This window comes from Pseudoalteromonas luteoviolacea (assembly GCF_000814765.1).
GTDB classification, from domain to species: Bacteria; Pseudomonadota; Gammaproteobacteria; order Enterobacterales; family Alteromonadaceae; genus Pseudoalteromonas; species Pseudoalteromonas luteoviolacea_H.
In genome coordinates, this window is the sequence record NZ_JWIC01000010.1 from 323,362 (window position 1) to 339,758 (window position 16,397).

A 16,397-nucleotide genomic window follows, 5' to 3' on the forward strand; every position below is an offset into this window, starting at 1 on the left:
CCCCCCTAACGAGACAGTGTTTTCAAAATATCAGCAAATACACCTGCCGCTGTCACCTCAGCACCCGCACCGTAACCACGGATAACAAAAGGTTTCGGCTGATAATATTGACTCAAAATTGCCAAGGCATTTTCTCCATCGCGAATATCATATAGCGCATGGTCAACATCGACCGCTTCAATACCCACACGGCATACTCCATCTTTAATGCTGCCGACGTAACGTAATTTCTTACCTTCACTCGCCGCGCTTTGCACTCGATCGGCAAAGGCTGCATCTAATTCAGGCAATTGCGCCATAAAATCTTCGACAGAAGTACCTGCTGCAAACTGCTCAGGTACCACAGGTTCAACTTGAATATCGCTCAACTCCAGCTCCAATCCTGCCTCACGAGCAATGATCAGCAGCTTCCTAGCAACATCGGTACCAGATAAATCATCTCTTGGGTCAGGCTCAGTAAAACCATTTTGTTTCGCTTGAGTTGTGGCCTCTGAAAGACTTAAGCCATCCTCTATCGCGCCAAACATGTACGATAAAGAGCCAGACAAAATGCCACTGAAAGACAATAACTCATCTCCAGCCCCGAATAACAACTGCAAATTATCTAAAACAGGTAAACCCGCCCCCACGTTTGTTTCATATAAGAATTTACGTCCTGATGACTGAGCTGCCTGCTGTAATGCTCGATAGTAGGCCATATCGCCGGTGTTCGCTTTTTTATTCGCAGCGACCACATGAAAACCCGCCTTCAGAAAATCTGCATATTGATCCGCCAATTGCTCCGATGAGCTGCAATCAACAATGACCGGGTTGATTAGATGATTACGTTTTACAAACTGTTCAAGTTGATTAAGAGAAAATGCCGAGTTTGATTGCGAAAGCGCACTTTCCCATTGGTCAAATACCACTCCTTCTCTACTTAGAACACACTGCCTCGAGTTAGCAACGCCATATAAATTAAGCTTTATATTGCGGTTTGCTAGCCACGTCTGCTGTTTTTCTAACTGTTTAATCAACTCTTTGCCTACCAAGCCACAGCCCAGTAAGAAGACATCGATTGATGGCACATGAGTGAAAAAGTTCTCATGGCATACCTTCATCGCATCTTTACATAGATCGCCAGATATCACCGCAGAAATTGCACTCTCTGTTGAGTCTTGTGCGATTGCAACAACATTGACCTGCGCCTGCGCCAGTGACGCGAAAAATTTAGCGGCAAGGCCTTTATGCGACTTCATGTTGTCACCCACCAAAGTCACAATGGCGAGTTCTTTTCTCACTTCTACTGGCTCAATCAACCCAGCTTGCGTTTCTAATTCGAAAGCAGCTTCTAAAGCGTTCAACGCGAGTGACAAGTCCTGTTCATAGACACAAAAGCTAATACTAAATTCACAGGAAGACTGAGTAATCAGGACAATTGAGACATTATCATTGGCCAGCGCCCCAAATACCCTTGCTGCCATACCTACTTTCCCCTTCATGCCAGGGCCTGAAACGGTCAACATAGCAAGGTCGTCTAAACTAGATAAAGCTTTGACAGGGGCGTCACCTGTTCCGTTAGAAGAAATCAATGAGCCGGGTACGTCTGGATCATGAGTATTTTTAATTTCACACGGCACATTTGCTTTTGCACACGGCAAAATAGTTTTTGGGTGGAGCACTTTTGCACCAAAATAAGCGAGCTCCATCGCTTCTTTATACGAAAGGCGGTCAACTTTTGTTGCTTTTTTAATTAGCCTTGGGTCCGCACTATAAACACCATCAACGTCTGTCCATATTTGGCAAATATCTGCATTCAGACTTGCAGCTATGACTGCTGCAGAATAATCAGAGCCATTGCGACCTAGTGTCGTTAATTCATTTAATGCATTGCTACCAGTAAAGCCAGCCATGATATAAATACCGGCTTCTGCAATATCTACTTGTTTGTTTACAGCGTCTCGCGTGCTCTCCAGATCAACTTCAGAGTCTAAATACTCGGCACGCGTTTTAATACACTCTGTTGCTTCTAATGCTGTCGCGCCACACGCTTTTAACATAGTGACCATTAAAGATACGCTGATCCTTTCACCAAAGCTGATGGCGAACGCATTCACCGACGCAGGACATTGTTTCAACAGCTTCACGCCTTCTAATTTATCGCGAAGTAAATTTAACGACGGCCAATTAATTACTTCACCATATTGCGCTTCAACCTCATGCCTAAGCGCGACACTGCGAGATGCAAAAGCATCCCATTGCTGGCTAAAGTCTTCACCTTTTTGTGCGTGCTCGACCAATGATACCAAGTTGTCCGTCATGCCACCCGGCGCAGATAACACCACCACGGCTTTCTCACTGCCATAATTGAGAATGAGAGACCGAACTCGCTCCAAACATGCCATATCAGCAAGTGATGAGCCTCCAAACTTTAATACTCGCATAATTACTTTTCCTCATTCCAAAACCAAAAAAGGCCTGTGCTCTCAGTGAGCACAGGCCTTTTTAAATATGCACGGACCTATGCCACTATCCAGTAAGGATGGTGGTCGTAATAATAATTGTCGCGTTACATGTAATTGGGTTCATGGTTTATACGTTAACCTAAATAAAATTTGCTTATAAATTGTCTTCGTGAATTAGATTGCCCGATTTACAGTCAACCTGTCAAGACGATAAATGAAAATTAAATATGCAAAATGTTCAAGATACGTACAGGAAAGTGCAAAGCTTATCTAACGGATACCGTATTCACTGAGTAGAGAGAGTAATTGCTCAGGCTTGACTGGTTTTTCGAGAAACTTCAACGCTCCCAGCTGCGAAACCCTTAGCTTCATTTGATCTTGAATATCCGCCGAAATAACCACTACATAGGTTTCAATTTTTTTTGATTTAATCGCTTCAAGTACACCGATACCGTCCAGAATGGGCATGGTAAGGTCCAAACACAGTAAATCAACTTGCGAATTTTGCAATATTTCAACAGCTTCTTGGCCGTTTTTAGCCTGACTGATCTCAACATCTAGGTTGGAGCTCAAGCAACGCACAACTTGTTTACGTGCAACAGTAGAATCGTCACACACTAACACGGAATAGCTCATAAGAAGGTAAATCTTTATTGTTCTAGTAACAAATAAACGTTATTGTTGTCCTAATCTTATAACACAATAATCAACATCCAGTAAGTTTTTTATATTCGCTTATATGTTGTAAAGATAGCAAGATAAACATTTATTTTTAGCCATTTATTGGCTAACTTTAAGTTTAATACGCGTGCTATAACATGGTTGTCAGGAGCTAAGAACACTCCATGCTACAGAAAAGTCTGTCGAAAAAACTACTTACAAACGTTCTGTCAGTTTACTTTTTACTTACGTTCGTCGTCACTTGTGGACAAGTTGTCGCTGAGTATGTCAATACTAAAGACTATATCCGTAACGAACTGACTATGCTACAAAAAACATTTAGCCGAAGCCTGACTCGTGCAATTTGGGAGTTAAACACCAAACAGACAGTCACAACGGCGGAAGGTTTACTTGCGATCCCCATGATAGAGGGGATAATTGTACGAGACGACAGCGGTGAAATCATCTCCCAACTTGGTCGTTCCCTCAACATTCATGAATTATATAGCCAACAGCTCGTGCAAGAAGAAGCCTTAATTGAAGATACACCATCGGGGCTATTTGGTTACACTTTTCCTTTGATTTTCGAGTTTTCAGGTCGTGCCACCCAAGTGGGTGATGTCACGCTGTTTTCAAGCCGAGAGGTGGTTTTTAGCCGGATCATGATCTCTATCTACTTTTTGATAGGGAATGCGATGGTCAAAACGACATTCTTGATTATCTTATTTTTACTCGCTTTTAGAAAGCTCCTGACTGAGCCCTTAACTGATTTGACCGAACAAATTGAAGATTTCGAAGTAGACAACGTTGATGGCCATAAGATAGATATTGATACGACCGAACGCAACGAGCTCAAAGTAATGGAAGAAGCGTTCAACAAATTAATCGATAAAGTAGCAGAATATCGAAAGCAGTTAGATCAGACTCAAAAAGAACTCATTATTAGTAATGAGAAGCTAGATCAGCACAATATTCAACTCGAGCAAGAAGTCGCAAGAAAAACCTCCAATCTCAGCCAAGCTATGATGGATCTGCAACAACAAAAATATGAACTTGAGAAGCAAAAACTCACGTTAACAGAAGAAATCGACCTGAGGCGTCAAACAGAAGAAGAGTTATTAACTAAGCAAAATGAGTTAGAGAAGTATGTTGAAGAACTAAACATGGCACAAGAACGCTTGGTTGGCTCTGAAAAAATGGCCGCGTTAGGTGGCCTAGTAGCAGGTATAACACATGATATTAATACCCCTGTTGGAATAGGTGTGACTGCCACATCTTTTTTGCAAGAACGCTTAGACCAATTAGAAGCCGCTTACAAAGAAAAAACGCTATCACCAAAAGCGTTAGAAGAGTTTATGCATGAAGCGAAGCAAAGTGCAAGCTTGCTCACCAACAACTTGGCACGCGCTTCTGAGCTGGTGGCCAGTTTCAAACAAATTGCCGTAGACCAAGCAAGTGAAGCTGTTCGGACCATTAATTTTCAGCAATATTTAGAGGAAGTACTGCGTTCATTGCATCCCAAACTGAAAAAAACAGCACACGAGGTTAACATAGACTGCCCTGCTGATCTTACCCTCAACTTACCAGCGGGTGCCATCAGCCAAATATTTACCAACCTCATCATGAACTCGTTGATCCATGGATTTGAAGGCGTCAATAAAGGCACCATAGATATTCAGATCACAGATGACAACGACGATGTGAAAATCGTGTACAAAGACAATGGTAAAGGCGTATCAGCTGCGCAGCTAGAAAAACTGTTTGACCCGTTCTTCACCACCAAACGAGATCAAGGCGGTAGCGGTTTAGGAACGCACATAACATTCAATCTTGTGAAGCAAACCCTCAATGGCGATATTGAAGTCAGTTCCGAAGAAGGCCAAGGGCTTACTTACCACATTCGTTTTCCAAAAGAAATGAAAGCGCAACAGGCTATGTTTAGCTAACCGCATTCTCTTGGAGGGGAATAAGCCGCTTTATTCCCCCCAATAACCAGTCGCTTTTTAAAATAACCAGCTAGATAATTTTCGTTTTGCCCAGCCCAATAGGTTTGCTATGATGCAAGTCGATTTTTAACTTGGATATTTGAATATATGTGGTTCAGCAACCTGATCTGTTACCGTTTTAAACAAGATGTTTCGTACACACAAGAAGACTTTGAAAAAGCACTAGAGCAAGACATATTTCGCGCTTGTGGTAGCCAAGATATGAGCACCTTTGGTTGGGTAAACGCATTAGGGAAACACGGTCAAACCCTGTCTCACTTTTCACAAAGTAGCATTCTTTTGTGTGCTAAACGCGAAGAAAAAGTACTACCAGCAGCTGTTATCAATGACATGGTTGCAGAAAAAGTAGAGCAAATCGAGCGCGAAGAAAACCGCCCAGTTAAGAAAAAAGAAAAAGACGAGCTCAAAGAAAATATCTTAGCAACATTGCTCCCTCAAGCATTTAAAAAGTCCAGCTTACAATTTGCTTTTATCGACCAAGAAAGTGGTTGGGTGATCGTAAATAGCGCAAGCTTTAACAAAGCGGAAGAAATGATGGCTTTACTGCGCAAATCTTTGGGTACCTTGCCTATCGTGCCAGCATTTGCAAACTATGACTTAGATGTATTTTTAACTGATTGGTTAACTAAATTTGAGGCACCTGAGGGGTTTGCCATTGGCAATGATGCAGAGCTGCAAGATGCTGCCGATGAAGGCGCACAAGTTAAGCTAAAACAACATGACCTTGCTAGCGATGAAATTAAGCTTCACTTAGAAAATGGCAAGCGTGTTACAAAACTGGCGCTTGACTGGAAAGAACGCGTTCAGTTTTTATTGCAAAATGACGGGTCAATCAAGCGCGTCAGCTACAATGATGCACTAAAAGAGCAAAATGCTGACATTCCAAAGGAAGATTTGGCAATCAAACTAGATGCTGACTTTATCCTAGTTTCTGAAGAGGTCAAAGAGCTACTAGAAGATCTTACCAGAGAACTTGGTGACAAAGACGACCTATAAAAAGAAAAAGGGCCTTATTCAATTGGCCCTTTTTACTCCTATTTTCTATTAAGCAAACATCGACTTCACATCTGTCAGTAAGTCTAAATAGGCATCATCAGTAAACATATCTATGGAGCGGAGCACGCCTTTCTCTTCGTAAACTCCCAGCGCAGCGGCCTTGTCTGATACTTGTAAAATGCCCTCAACAATGGCACCAGCACGAATAAAATCAACGTAGCAAACATGCTCTGGCTTATAATTAGGGTTAGCCCAACTCTCTGCCACTTCAACAAAATCATCGGTAAATCCCCACTCGCGCATAATCGCACCGCCAATACGTCCAGCTAACTTCTGTATTGCATGTGCTAGAAAACTTGGATTAGCAAACACTTCAGGGTGTTTTTCAGCCTCTGTTAAAATCGGCAGCACGCCAATATTAAAAACCAAAGAAGCAAGTGTAATGGTGTCTTTATTCAGCGAAGTATGTTTATTTAAACGCAGATAAAACTCCATTGTTGAAATAGCCTGACACGCAACTTTTAGCGTCTTCTGCCACGCTTTATCCATATAGGTTTTGATCAATTTATTGTTTGAAACGAACAGCTGTTCCATCGCCATCGCTGTCGCGATATTTTTTATTTGCCTTAAACCAATCCGCGTCACAGCTTGGTTTAGCGTATTTACCTTAATCGAACGTCCCATAAAACCACTGTTCGCGACTTTTATCATCCGCGCGGCGAGTGCTGGATCATGTGAAATAACATCCGCCATTTGTAACAAGTTGACTTCAGGATCGTCAGCTGCTTGACGAACTCGAACTGCGACCTCTGGGAGCGTAGGCAAGACAAGTGTGTCATTATTGATTTTATCGACAAGAATCGTAAGTAATGCGTTTTCTGTAGACATATGGTCAAAGTCCTTTAAATTCGCCACTTAACTATGGCCTTATAATTTTTACTACTTTAAGTATTGTCTAACTTCTCGATAAAGTTAAGAAAAGTATAAAAATTATTCTGATCATTTCTGTACAAGAAAATACTTTGTTTGAACAGTTTGCTCAATTGATATTTTTTGAGCATCATAGGTACCTCACAATCATAATAACTAAAATCTCAAGGGTAAATGATGAAACTTTCTAAACTGTCCAGTGCAATTTTGGTCTCCTCTGGCCTGCTAGTAAGTGCATGCTCTCAACAAGCATCAGACACACCAAAAACCAATCAAGCAGAAACGCAAGCACCAGCGGTATATACTCTTCAGAATATCGACAAGCAGCATCTCAATATATATACGCCAGTTACCTTAACAAGTGACTTGAGTCACCTTAATGACAACCAAAAGAAGATGATTTCTCTGCTGATTGATGCATCGAAAATCATGGATGATTTATTTTGGAAACAAGCATTCGGCCAAAGCAAAGACAGCTTTCTTGCTGGTATAAAAAACGAACAAGTACGTCAATTTGCCGACATAAACTACGGTCCTTGGGATCGTTTAAATGGCGACCAAGTATTTCTTAGCGGGTTTTCTGAAAAAACGCCTGGTGCACAATTTTACCCACACGACATCACCAAAGAAGAGCTAAATCAGTCAGAGTTCAAAGACAGACAAGGCCTATACTCTATGGTGAAACGAGATGAACAAGGTCGATTATATGCTGTGCCCTACGCAACTGAGTTTAGAGCAGAGCTCGAACAAGCAGCGCAGCTTCTCAGAGAAGCCAGTTCATTGGCCGTTGATAAGCAATTTTCTCACTACCTAAATTTGCGTGCCGATGCTCTATTGAATAATAGTTATCAACCATCTGATTTTGCATGGATGGATATGAAGAATAACCCCATTGATGTCGTTATAGGCCCTATAGAAACATACGAAGACCAATTATTTGGTTATCGCAGTGCATTTGAGTCATATGTTTTAATTAAAGATCTGGCTTGGAGTGAACGTTTGGCCAAATTCGCTGCGTTTTTACCAGAATTACAAACAGGTCTGCCTGTTGCACAACAATACAAGCAAGAGGTGCCGGGCTCTGATGCAGATCTCAACGCGTACGATGTAGTTTACTACGCAGGACACTCAAACGCAGGCAGCAAAACCATTGCCATTAACCTACCTAACGATGAACAGGTTCAGTTAGAAAAAGGGACGCGCCGACTCCAACTTAAAAATGCGATGCGCGCGAAGTTTGACAAAATTTTAGTTCCTATCGCAGATGAATTAATTGTACCGGAACAACGTAAACACATTACCTTTAACGCATTTTTTGCCAATACCATGTTTCACGAAGTGGCCCATGGTCTAGGCATCAAAAATACCATCACAGGGAAAGGCACGGTGCGTCAATCTTTACAAGAACATGCCAGTGCGATAGAAGAAGGCAAAGCCGATATCCTAGGCTTGTATATGGTTGAACAGCTTTTGAAAAAAGGTGAAATTACAGAGGGTACATTAGAAGACTATTACGTCACCTTTATGGCTGGGATTTTCCGCTCAGTGCGTTTTGGTGCCTCAAGTGCTCACGGAAAAGCAAATATGATCCGATTTAATTTCTTTGAACAAGAGGGGGCGTTCTCTAAAAACGAGCAAGGCCTTTATCAAGTAAATATGGATAAGATGGGCGCAGCAATGGAAAAACTATCAAACCTTATTCTTACACTGCAAGGGGATGGTGATTACCAAAAAGTCGACCAGCTCATTGCAACCCATGGTGACATAAAAGCCGCCCTACAAGCCGATTTAGATAAACTTGCCAATGCAAATATTCCAGTAGATGTGACATTTAAACAAGGTAAAGCCGTATTGGGCCTTTAATGGCTAGAGGCGCTACAGTGCGAGCGCCTTTTTCAATTCTATGAGCTGCTCATCTGTATACGGTATTGCAGGATACAGACCCCAAACAGGTTTTGGCCACGCGACATCATGCGTAAAGCGCGCAATATGGTGTACGTGTAGTTGCGGCACCATATTACCTAACGCAGCAACATTGAGTTTATCTGGTGAAAATACCTCTATCAGCAGTTCACTTAGCTGCTTTGACTCCTGCCAAAACTGCTGTTGCTGATGCTCATTTAAATCAATGATCTCACGCGCACCGTCAACTTTAGGCACCAAAATAAACCAAGGGTATTGGCTATCATTCATTAAAAGCACCGTACTCAAAGGCCACTGCGCTAATTCAATACAATCTCTTTGTAATTCTGGGGCAAGTTCGAATGCCATGTTTTCTACTCCGATAAAAAAGCAGATAACGAGTATCTGCTTTAGGGTAATTTTATTTAGTTAGGGCACAAAAGACTCTATCAATGCTTACAGGCAATAACGTGCAAACAAACTGCTCACAGTGGCAGCCGTTGGCTTACCATGCTGCCAATCGCCGCCTTCGACACCGCTACCTGCAATATCCATATGTACATACGGTAAAGGTAGCTCAGAATCACAGCCATGTTTATCCAAGCCGCCAACAATCGCCAAAAACGCCATTGGGAACTGGTGACCACGCGCTGTTACAGCAGATGGCGCATTGTTACTTGAAAGCACATCATCCGCCAGTGTGCGAGGCTGGACAAAATCATAATCTTCACGGCGGCTACGCGATACTTCTGCGCAATCAGCCCAAATGTCGCCTTGATCAGCAATTTGGCGTGAAACCGCATTAGCTCGTGCCGGACCGTTTTCAACAAACGCACTGTATGGACCCATTGCTCGTGCCGCATGACCAGTCAACGTAGCAACGGTGAACAGCTCAGGGTTAACTTCTGATTTAGCTAAATCTTTCATTTCACTTAGCAAATCGCCCATCGCTAAACGCCCTTCTGCGTCGGTATTACCAATGCGCACGCGCACGCCCTCACGAGTTTCAATGATTTCATCTGGTACAAAACAATCAGAGCCAATTGAGTTTCGTACCACAGCCAAGTAAGCGATCACTTTCACGCCCTTAGGCTGATACTCAGCGACTGATTTCATGAAACCCGCCACTGAAGCTGCACCACCTTTGTCGCGGCTCATTCCTGCCATAAAGCCGCCTACTTTTAGGTCTGCACCACCCGTGTCATAAACAAGGCCTTTACCGACAAACATCAAGGTACGCTCAATATCACCTTCAGGTACGTATTCCATCTTAACTACACGTGGGTGATGGCGCTCAACGGCATACGATGCACGCGCCACAGTGCCAAGCATTGGGTAGTCTTTATCAATGGCATTGATGTCTGAGATCACCTCAACTTTGACTGAAGTGTTTTCAAATAATGAGACACAGTAGTCAGCAAAACGAGGCGGGGCCATGCGCTCTGGCTCAGTACCACATAAATCGCGTGCTGCATACTGACCCGCAGCAATTGCGTTGATCTGTGCGCAAGTCGCCTCATCAGCACCAACGAGGAAAATGCTTTCAACAGGCTCTATCTGCTCACCACGATATTCACGGGCTTCAAGCGGTTGCCAAAGTGTTTGACAAGCGCCTAAAAAAGCAACCTGTAGTGCATTTTGGTAACGCGTATCACTTGGTACACCCGCTAAAACGATCACAGGTTTCACAGCACCTGAGGCTTTTGCTTGCGCGATGCCAGCTTGGCCGGCAGCAAAAAAGCGGCGAACGTCATCATAATCACGATTAAGCGGACCTGTTGGCGCGATGATTAAACGTTGCCCTGGCACCTGAGGTGCTAACAAAACATTCGCTTGAGTGGCCAAACGCGCGTCAACGGCAATATACGGTGCGGCTATGTCATTAAGTTGCTGATCGCCTAAGTCGTTTACATCAGATGTGATGACAATTACCGCGTCAGCGTCGCTTTGCTGCCAATTCGATACTGGCAATGAGAGAGGAAAAGACATAAAAATGGCCCTTGTTCTTGTAATTTAAGGGCCAATTATCGGTTATTTAAACTCAAGAGCCAAGTTAGCTACTCGATTCTTCACTGTCCGGAGCAGCTTCCGCTGTACTTTTGAGTTTACTGACAACACTCCATGCTTCTAACATAACAAGAACACTCACCACTAAAACCACAATATCCAGACCAACCAGTAGCCAATTACCTTTTTCGTAGTACTCACCTAACTTAATAAGACCAGCAAAAAAGGCCATTAAAATAACGAATATCATAGGGATAAGGGTAAATTTTGCAGGCCTGCCAAGCTTGATTAAATACACAGAAATCACCAACAAGGTCAAACTTGCTAAGATCTGATTGGTAGAACCAAATAAGGGCCAAATGATCATGCCACCGCTTCCAGAAGCCCCACCGGCTCCAAACGCAAGCAATAAACAACACCCTACTGCAACCAAAGTAGCAATAATGCCATTTTTCAAAATAGGGAGTTTATAAATATCCCCCCACTCTTGAATTATATAGCGTTGTAAACGCACCCCTGAGTCCATCGTTGTGCCTGCAAACAACACCACCATCACCGCCAGTAAGGTAGAAGCTATCTCAGCAGACAACCCCCAACCTGTACTTATTAAGTTTGACCCACCTTGAATAAACGCCCCCACAGAGCCTGCGCCTAAATGACTATATATCTCATGCCACTCTTCTGGAGAAACCGCCAACATAACACCACTGACCGCCACCAGCGTGATCAGTGCCAAGGAACCTTCACCAATTGCACCTAGATATCCAACAAACCGTCCATCGGTTTCTTTATTGAGCTGCTTTGAACTTGTGCCAGAGGATACAATGCCATGAAAGCCAGAGACAGCACCACATGCAATCGTGACAAATAGGAGTGGGATAATACTTGGTGTATCTATTGCGGTTTGCGTGTTAAAAGCAGGTGCCGTGATATCCGGCATAACAACAAATACCGCACCATATAAAAGAACAAGACCAACGAGTAACTGCATCCCATTGATGAAATCGCGAGGCTGAAGCAACATCCAAACTGGCAACAATGAAGCAACCGCTGCATAGACAAATAAAATCAATATCCAGCTTGCTTTATCTGTTAGCCCAAACACATCACTTGGCAGCGCAATTGGCATCCCACTCCCCGCATAAATCGTTGCATACAGCACGACAACACCGACCAAACAGAGTGGAATTAAAGGCACTTTACGCTTTAACAACTGGCCGATGATAAGCGCCACAACAATAGCAGCCCAAGCTGGGAAAACCGCATTCGGGTTGGCTACAAATGAGTTTGCAATGACCACACCAAATACTGCATTAACCATCAGCAACACCAAAAACACCACTATCATAAAGAGTGAGCGAGTGCGCTTACCAATGACGGACTCAGACAACGCTCCCATCGACCTGCCTTTATGACGGGCACTGGCCCACAGTGCGCCCATGTCATGCACACCGGCAAAAAAGATAGTACCAAACACCACCCATAAAACAGCTGGTACCCAACCCCAATATACAGCGATGGCTGGGCCAACAATAGGGGCTGCCCCCGCTACAGATGTAAAATGATGCCCCCAAAGCACCACTTTGTTCGTAGGAACATAATCGACACCGTCATTCAATTCGTGGGCAGGTGTGACGAAATTATCGTCCATCTTAAAGATCTTCGTTGCGATAAACTTGGAGTACACAAACCAGCCAAACAGCATCCCCAAGATACCAAACAATACTATCATGATAGATTGCATGGGTTGTCCTCTGTGTTATTGTTGTATTAACACTACTCTAACACGGGAGATTGCAATTTCAGTTATATTTTAGTCGCACAAATGCCCTACAGTAGAAGTAACACCCCGATACTCAATTAAATAAGCCCATTTGGACCTGGTTGTTCGGCGTATCGCCCAGTCCAATTTGTACACCGACTAACCGAACAGGTTTATTACCATGGCGAGCAATAGCTTGCTCTAAAAGTGTGCACAGAATATCTTGATCAATGTGGCTACACTGGCATTCTTTCGTGGTTTGAGAAAAGTCGTAAAACTTCACTTTTACACCCAGCTTAGTAAAAGCTCTATCAGCTTGGTAACCTGCACTTCGACGAGTCAGTTCAGGCACCAGCTTGTCACATAAAATTGCCTTCAATTGACTTATATCTTTGATATCTTTTTCGAATGTAGTTTCTACTCCAACGGATTTGCGTATGCGCTCCGTTTCAACACCTCGTTCATCAATTCCTTGACAACGACGCCACAAAACCCGACCAAATTTACCAAACCGATGTGCCATTTCATCAAGACTTAAGCCTTTCACATCTTGACCATGCACTAAACCACACGCCAGTAGTTTTTCATGTGTTACTTTGCCAACACCTGGAATTTTGCGAAGTGGTAACTTATCAATAAAGGCATCGACACGATCGGGAGTGATCACGCATTGTCCATTCGGTTTGTTCTCATCACTGGCTATTTTTGCTAAAAACTTAATCGGTGCAATACCTGCTGATGCAGTAAGCCCAGTCTCATTAAAAATATCTTTTCGGATCTGTTGGGCAATTAACGTGGCGCTGCCGTGGCATTCATCACAATCAGTCACATCGAGATAAGCTTCATCCAATGATAAAGGCTCTATCAAATGCGTATATCGCGAAAAAATAGCACGAATTTGTTGGGAAACTTCTTTATAAACCTGCATACGCCCAGGCACAATCACAAGCTGAGGACAGAGTTGCTTGGCCTTATAATTAGACATGGCTGAACGCACACCGTATTGGCGTGCAATGTAATTGGAGGTTGAGAGTACACCTCGGTGGCTTCTGCCCCCGATTGCCATTGGTACATTAGCCAATGAAGGATCGTCACGCATTTCTACCGCTGCATAAAAGCAATCCATATCGATATGAATGAACTTTTTCATGAACGCCCCAAAGCACTGTTTACTTATACAGTATTTTGGCAGTTTTTTTCACGCTTGTCTAACGATGCACTTTTTTTATCTGAGATTTAGAAATAAATGTATAAAAAGAATAAGAATACATCGCCGCCAGTGTCACTAAATGTACGGACACCATGTAGTAATCTCTGAAATGAAACTTGATATAAACGTAATCAATAATCCAATATTTATAACAAATCACCTCAATCCACGTAATGAAATTAACCACTGCTGTTGAAGCCATTAACCAAAGTATTATCACTTCATATTTAGAAAGACCCTGCCTATTACCAACAATAGCAAAATACTCTCTCCCTGTTTTTCGGAAAATAAAAAGTGCAATCGGACGTCTTAACAGGATAGGAAACATAAACACAATAATGATCAGGGAGTTCATAATATAAAAGTGCGTTAACCAACTTCTGATCTCAAGATGTATGAGGTGATCAAGGGTTTCTAAAATTCCATAACTAATCAGTAACCATCTAGCATAGTAGCCGTGCCAAGCAATCATTAGACCCAAAATGATGATAATAAAGGGAGCATGATCTACTGCTTTTATTAAATATTGATACTCCAATCGAAAATCCCAATTCCCCTCACGTCAATTCGTATCAATATACAAAAATTATCGCTACAAATATATCTATTGAAAAGCTTTCATTACGGCACACTAAACCGACACTATAAATTTAAGTAAACTACAGTAAGCCTCTATGAACATGGCTTATCACCTTTGTTTATCTATAACAACAAACACCTGCACAATAAGAAGAAATGCTCTACACTGCTGTTAGTCGATATAAATCTTAGCGCTGCAAATTAGCAGTGTGAAATTGTCAGATTTTGCAAGGAGTATCTATGAAGTACAGCCAATTAGGCCACTCACCATTAAAGGTTTCGCGAGTTTGTTTAGGAAGTATGACTTGGGGTTTGCAAAACAATCAGCATGATGCGGATGAACAGATTAATTATGCTTTGAGTCAAGGTATTAATTTCATTGATACTGCCGAGATGTACGCAGTGCCTCCATCGCCTGATACCTACGGAAAAACCGAGCAAATCATAGGTGACTGGTTAAAACGTCATGAAGAGAAAAGATCAGAAATTGTTTTAGCTACAAAAATAGCCGGAGCTGGGCTAAGTTGGGTGCGAGATGGTAAACCCATAAACAAGCAAGCGGTAATCGAAGCTGTAGAACGCTCTCTCAAGCGATTAAATACAGATTATATTGATGTATACCAATTGCATTGGCCAAATAGAACATCACCTCACTTTGGCAAGCATTGGCATGGTATGTTGGACCTTCATGCTGTAAGCAAAGCGCAACAACTAGAAGAAATGAGTGACATACTCGAAGGTTTAAAAATATGTTTAGACCAAGGTAAGATCCGCCATTGGGGACTGTCCAATGAAACACCTTGGGGCATCCATACCTACCTTAGCTTGTGTGAGCAGCATAATATTGAAAAGCCTGTATCCATTCAAAATGAGTTTAATTTACTGCACGAAAAGGATTGGCCGTATCTACTAGAAAACTGTGTCAATGAAGATATCGCTTATCTGCCTTGGTCACCCTTAGCTGGTGGATTGTTATCTGGGAAATATTTAGGCGGTGCTAGACCTGAAGGTAGTCGCTGGACACTCATGCAGCGCCATGGCCTTTTCAGAGACACGCAGTATTCACAACAAGCAACAGCCGCATATCAAGAAGTCGCGCATGAACACCACCTCTCTACCGCACAACTGGCGTTGGCATGGTGTGATCAAGTTGATGGGGTAACGTCTACAATTATTGGGGCGACGTCTATGGCACAATTAAAAGAAAATATCACTGCCTTTGATAAGCCACTGCCCCCAGAAGCGTTGGCAGAAATCGATACCATACTGAAAACTTACCCTGTGCCTTTCTAAGCGAAAGGCCTTCATTCCATGAGAATGTAAATGTGGTACACTGCCAATTTGCATTCTTTATCAATACAACTATTTATGAAGCAACTCAATATTGAACCTGCTAAGCCACTGTCAGGTAGTCACTTTATCAGACATACCGCACGCGCTATCGTGACACGACAACAAGACATTTTACTGCTCTACACCGCAAGATATGACGACTATACACTTCCGGGCGGGGGTGTAGATGAAGGGGAAGAGATAGAAGTTGCCCTAGAAAGAGAGCTGTTGGAAGAGACAGGTGCAAAATCCATCACACACATAAAACCATTTGGTATTTATGAAGAGTTCCAGCGTTGGCACAAACCTGAGTTTGATAATGTACATATTATTTCACACTGTTTTGAAGTCGAGATTTGCGGTGCGTTCACAGCTCCTCAAATGGAGTCCTATGAACAAGCCAATGGCATGCGCCCTGTTTGGGTAAACATTCAAAAAGCCATTGCACATAACCGTGACACGCTGGCCAACAGTGATAAGAAAGGACAGTCTATTCAACGAGAACTAACCATTTTAAAGACTGTTGCGACAGATATTATGGGCTTGAGCTGTGACTAAACAGACAAGTC

Annotated in this window: 13 protein-coding genes; 5 read left to right on the plus strand and 8 right to left on the minus strand. The window is 42.8% G+C overall.

Features of this window, described 5'->3' with window-relative positions:
• Nucleotides 1-5: 5 nt before the first annotated feature.
• Complete coding sequence (gene thrA / locus JF50_RS22835) at nt 6-2,423, minus strand: bifunctional aspartate kinase/homoserine dehydrogenase I (protein WP_039611629.1); 2,418 nt, start codon at nt 2,421-2,423, stop codon at nt 6-8.
• Between the two features lie 291 nt (nt 2,424-2,714).
• The gene (locus tag JF50_RS22840) at nt 2,715-3,080 is read right to left on the minus strand and encodes a response regulator (protein ID WP_039611630.1); all 366 of its coding nucleotides are present in this window, start codon (nt 3,078-3,080) and stop codon (nt 2,715-2,717) included.
• A 209-nt stretch (nt 3,081-3,289) separates the two neighbouring features.
• On the opposite strand from JF50_RS22840, the gene JF50_RS22845 reads away from it, so the two are divergent.
• A complete protein-coding gene (locus JF50_RS22845) occupies nt 3,290-5,050 on the plus strand; it encodes a sensor histidine kinase (RefSeq protein ID WP_039611631.1) in 1,761 nt (586 codons plus the stop codon).
• A 147-nt stretch (nt 5,051-5,197) separates the two neighbouring features.
• On the plus strand, nt 5,198-6,106 hold the full coding sequence (gene rdgC / locus JF50_RS22850; RefSeq protein ID WP_039611632.1) for a recombination-associated protein RdgC: 909 nt from the start codon (nt 5,198-5,200) through the stop codon (nt 6,104-6,106).
• A 48-nt stretch (nt 6,107-6,154) separates the two neighbouring features.
• On the opposite strand, the gene JF50_RS22855 is transcribed toward rdgC, so the two are convergent.
• Nucleotides 6,155-6,994, minus strand: a complete 840-nt coding sequence (locus tag JF50_RS22855; protein WP_039611633.1) for an HDOD domain-containing protein — start codon at nt 6,992-6,994, stop codon at nt 6,155-6,157.
• Between the two features lie 219 nt (nt 6,995-7,213).
• On the opposite strand from JF50_RS22855, the gene JF50_RS22860 reads away from it, so the two are divergent.
• On the plus strand, nt 7,214-8,899 hold the full coding sequence (locus JF50_RS22860) for a dipeptidyl-peptidase 3 family protein (protein WP_039611634.1): 1,686 nt from the start codon (nt 7,214-7,216) through the stop codon (nt 8,897-8,899).
• Nucleotides 8,900-8,911: 12 nt separating this feature from the next.
• Here the strand turns inward: JF50_RS22860 and JF50_RS22865 are convergent, their stop codons facing one another.
• The 5 genes from JF50_RS22865 to JF50_RS22885 form a co-directional block, all read right to left on the minus strand.
• Nucleotides 8,912-9,307 (minus strand): HIT domain-containing protein, encoded by a 396-nt coding sequence (locus tag JF50_RS22865; protein WP_039611635.1) that lies wholly within the window; start codon nt 9,305-9,307, stop codon nt 8,912-8,914.
• Between the two features lie 87 nt (nt 9,308-9,394).
• Nucleotides 9,395-10,927: a M17 family metallopeptidase gene (locus JF50_RS22870; RefSeq protein WP_039611636.1), complete on the minus strand. Its 1,533-nt coding sequence runs from the start codon at nt 10,925-10,927 to the stop codon at nt 9,395-9,397.
• Nucleotides 10,928-10,991: 64 nt separating this feature from the next.
• Entirely contained in the window at nt 10,992-12,689 is a 1,698-nt protein-coding gene (locus JF50_RS22875) for a carbon starvation protein A (RefSeq protein WP_039611637.1), read from the minus strand.
• A gap of 112 nt (nt 12,690-12,801) precedes the next feature.
• Entirely contained in the window at nt 12,802-13,857 is a 1,056-nt protein-coding gene (dinB, locus tag JF50_RS22880) for a DNA polymerase IV (RefSeq protein ID WP_080760336.1), read from the minus strand.
• A gap of 58 nt (nt 13,858-13,915) precedes the next feature.
• Nucleotides 13,916-14,455, minus strand: a complete 540-nt coding sequence (locus JF50_RS22885; RefSeq protein ID WP_039611639.1) for a hypothetical protein — start codon at nt 14,453-14,455, stop codon at nt 13,916-13,918.
• Nucleotides 14,456-14,736: 281 nt separating this feature from the next.
• Between JF50_RS22885 and JF50_RS22890 the strand changes: the two genes are divergently transcribed.
• Together JF50_RS22890 and JF50_RS22895 are read left to right on the plus strand one after the other, a co-directional pair.
• Complete coding sequence (locus tag JF50_RS22890; RefSeq protein ID WP_039611640.1) at nt 14,737-15,789, plus strand: aldo/keto reductase; 1,053 nt, start codon at nt 14,737-14,739, stop codon at nt 15,787-15,789.
• Nucleotides 15,790-15,864: 75 nt separating this feature from the next.
• Entirely contained in the window at nt 15,865-16,386 is a 522-nt protein-coding gene (locus JF50_RS22895; RefSeq protein ID WP_039612148.1) for an NUDIX hydrolase, read from the plus strand.
• Nucleotides 16,387-16,397 lie beyond the last annotated feature (11 nt).

Excerpts from the sequence above, each read along its gene's own strand:
- JF50_RS22890 (WP_039611640.1), top strand. The coding sequence starts at position 14,737 with ATGAAGTACAGCCAATTAGGCCACTCACCATTAAAGGTTTCGCGAGTT.
- JF50_RS22845 (WP_039611631.1), top strand. The coding sequence starts at position 3,290 with ATGCTACAGAAAAGTCTGTCGAAAAAACTACTTACAAACGTTCTGTCA.
- JF50_RS22860 (WP_039611634.1), top strand. The coding sequence starts at position 7,214 with ATGAAACTTTCTAAACTGTCCAGTGCAATTTTGGTCTCCTCTGGCCTG.
- JF50_RS22855 (WP_039611633.1), bottom strand. The coding sequence starts at position 6,994 with ATGTCTACAGAAAACGCATTACTTACGATTCTTGTCGATAAAATCAAT.
- JF50_RS22895 (WP_039612148.1), top strand. The coding sequence starts at position 15,865 with ATGAAGCAACTCAATATTGAACCTGCTAAGCCACTGTCAGGTAGTCAC.
- thrA (WP_039611629.1), bottom strand. The coding sequence starts at position 2,423 with ATGCGAGTATTAAAGTTTGGAGGCTCATCACTTGCTGATATGGCATGT.
- JF50_RS22870 (WP_039611636.1), bottom strand. The coding sequence starts at position 10,927 with ATGTCTTTTCCTCTCTCATTGCCAGTATCGAATTGGCAGCAAAGCGAC.
- dinB (WP_080760336.1), bottom strand. The coding sequence starts at position 13,857 with ATGAAAAAGTTCATTCATATCGATATGGATTGCTTTTATGCAGCGGTA.
- JF50_RS22865 (WP_039611635.1), bottom strand. The coding sequence starts at position 9,307 with ATGGCATTCGAACTTGCCCCAGAATTACAAAGAGATTGTATTGAATTA.
- JF50_RS22875 (WP_039611637.1), bottom strand. The coding sequence starts at position 12,689 with ATGCAATCTATCATGATAGTATTGTTTGGTATCTTGGGGATGCTGTTT.
- rdgC (WP_039611632.1), top strand. The coding sequence starts at position 5,198 with ATGTGGTTCAGCAACCTGATCTGTTACCGTTTTAAACAAGATGTTTCG.
- JF50_RS22840 (WP_039611630.1), bottom strand. The coding sequence starts at position 3,080 with ATGAGCTATTCCGTGTTAGTGTGTGACGATTCTACTGTTGCACGTAAA.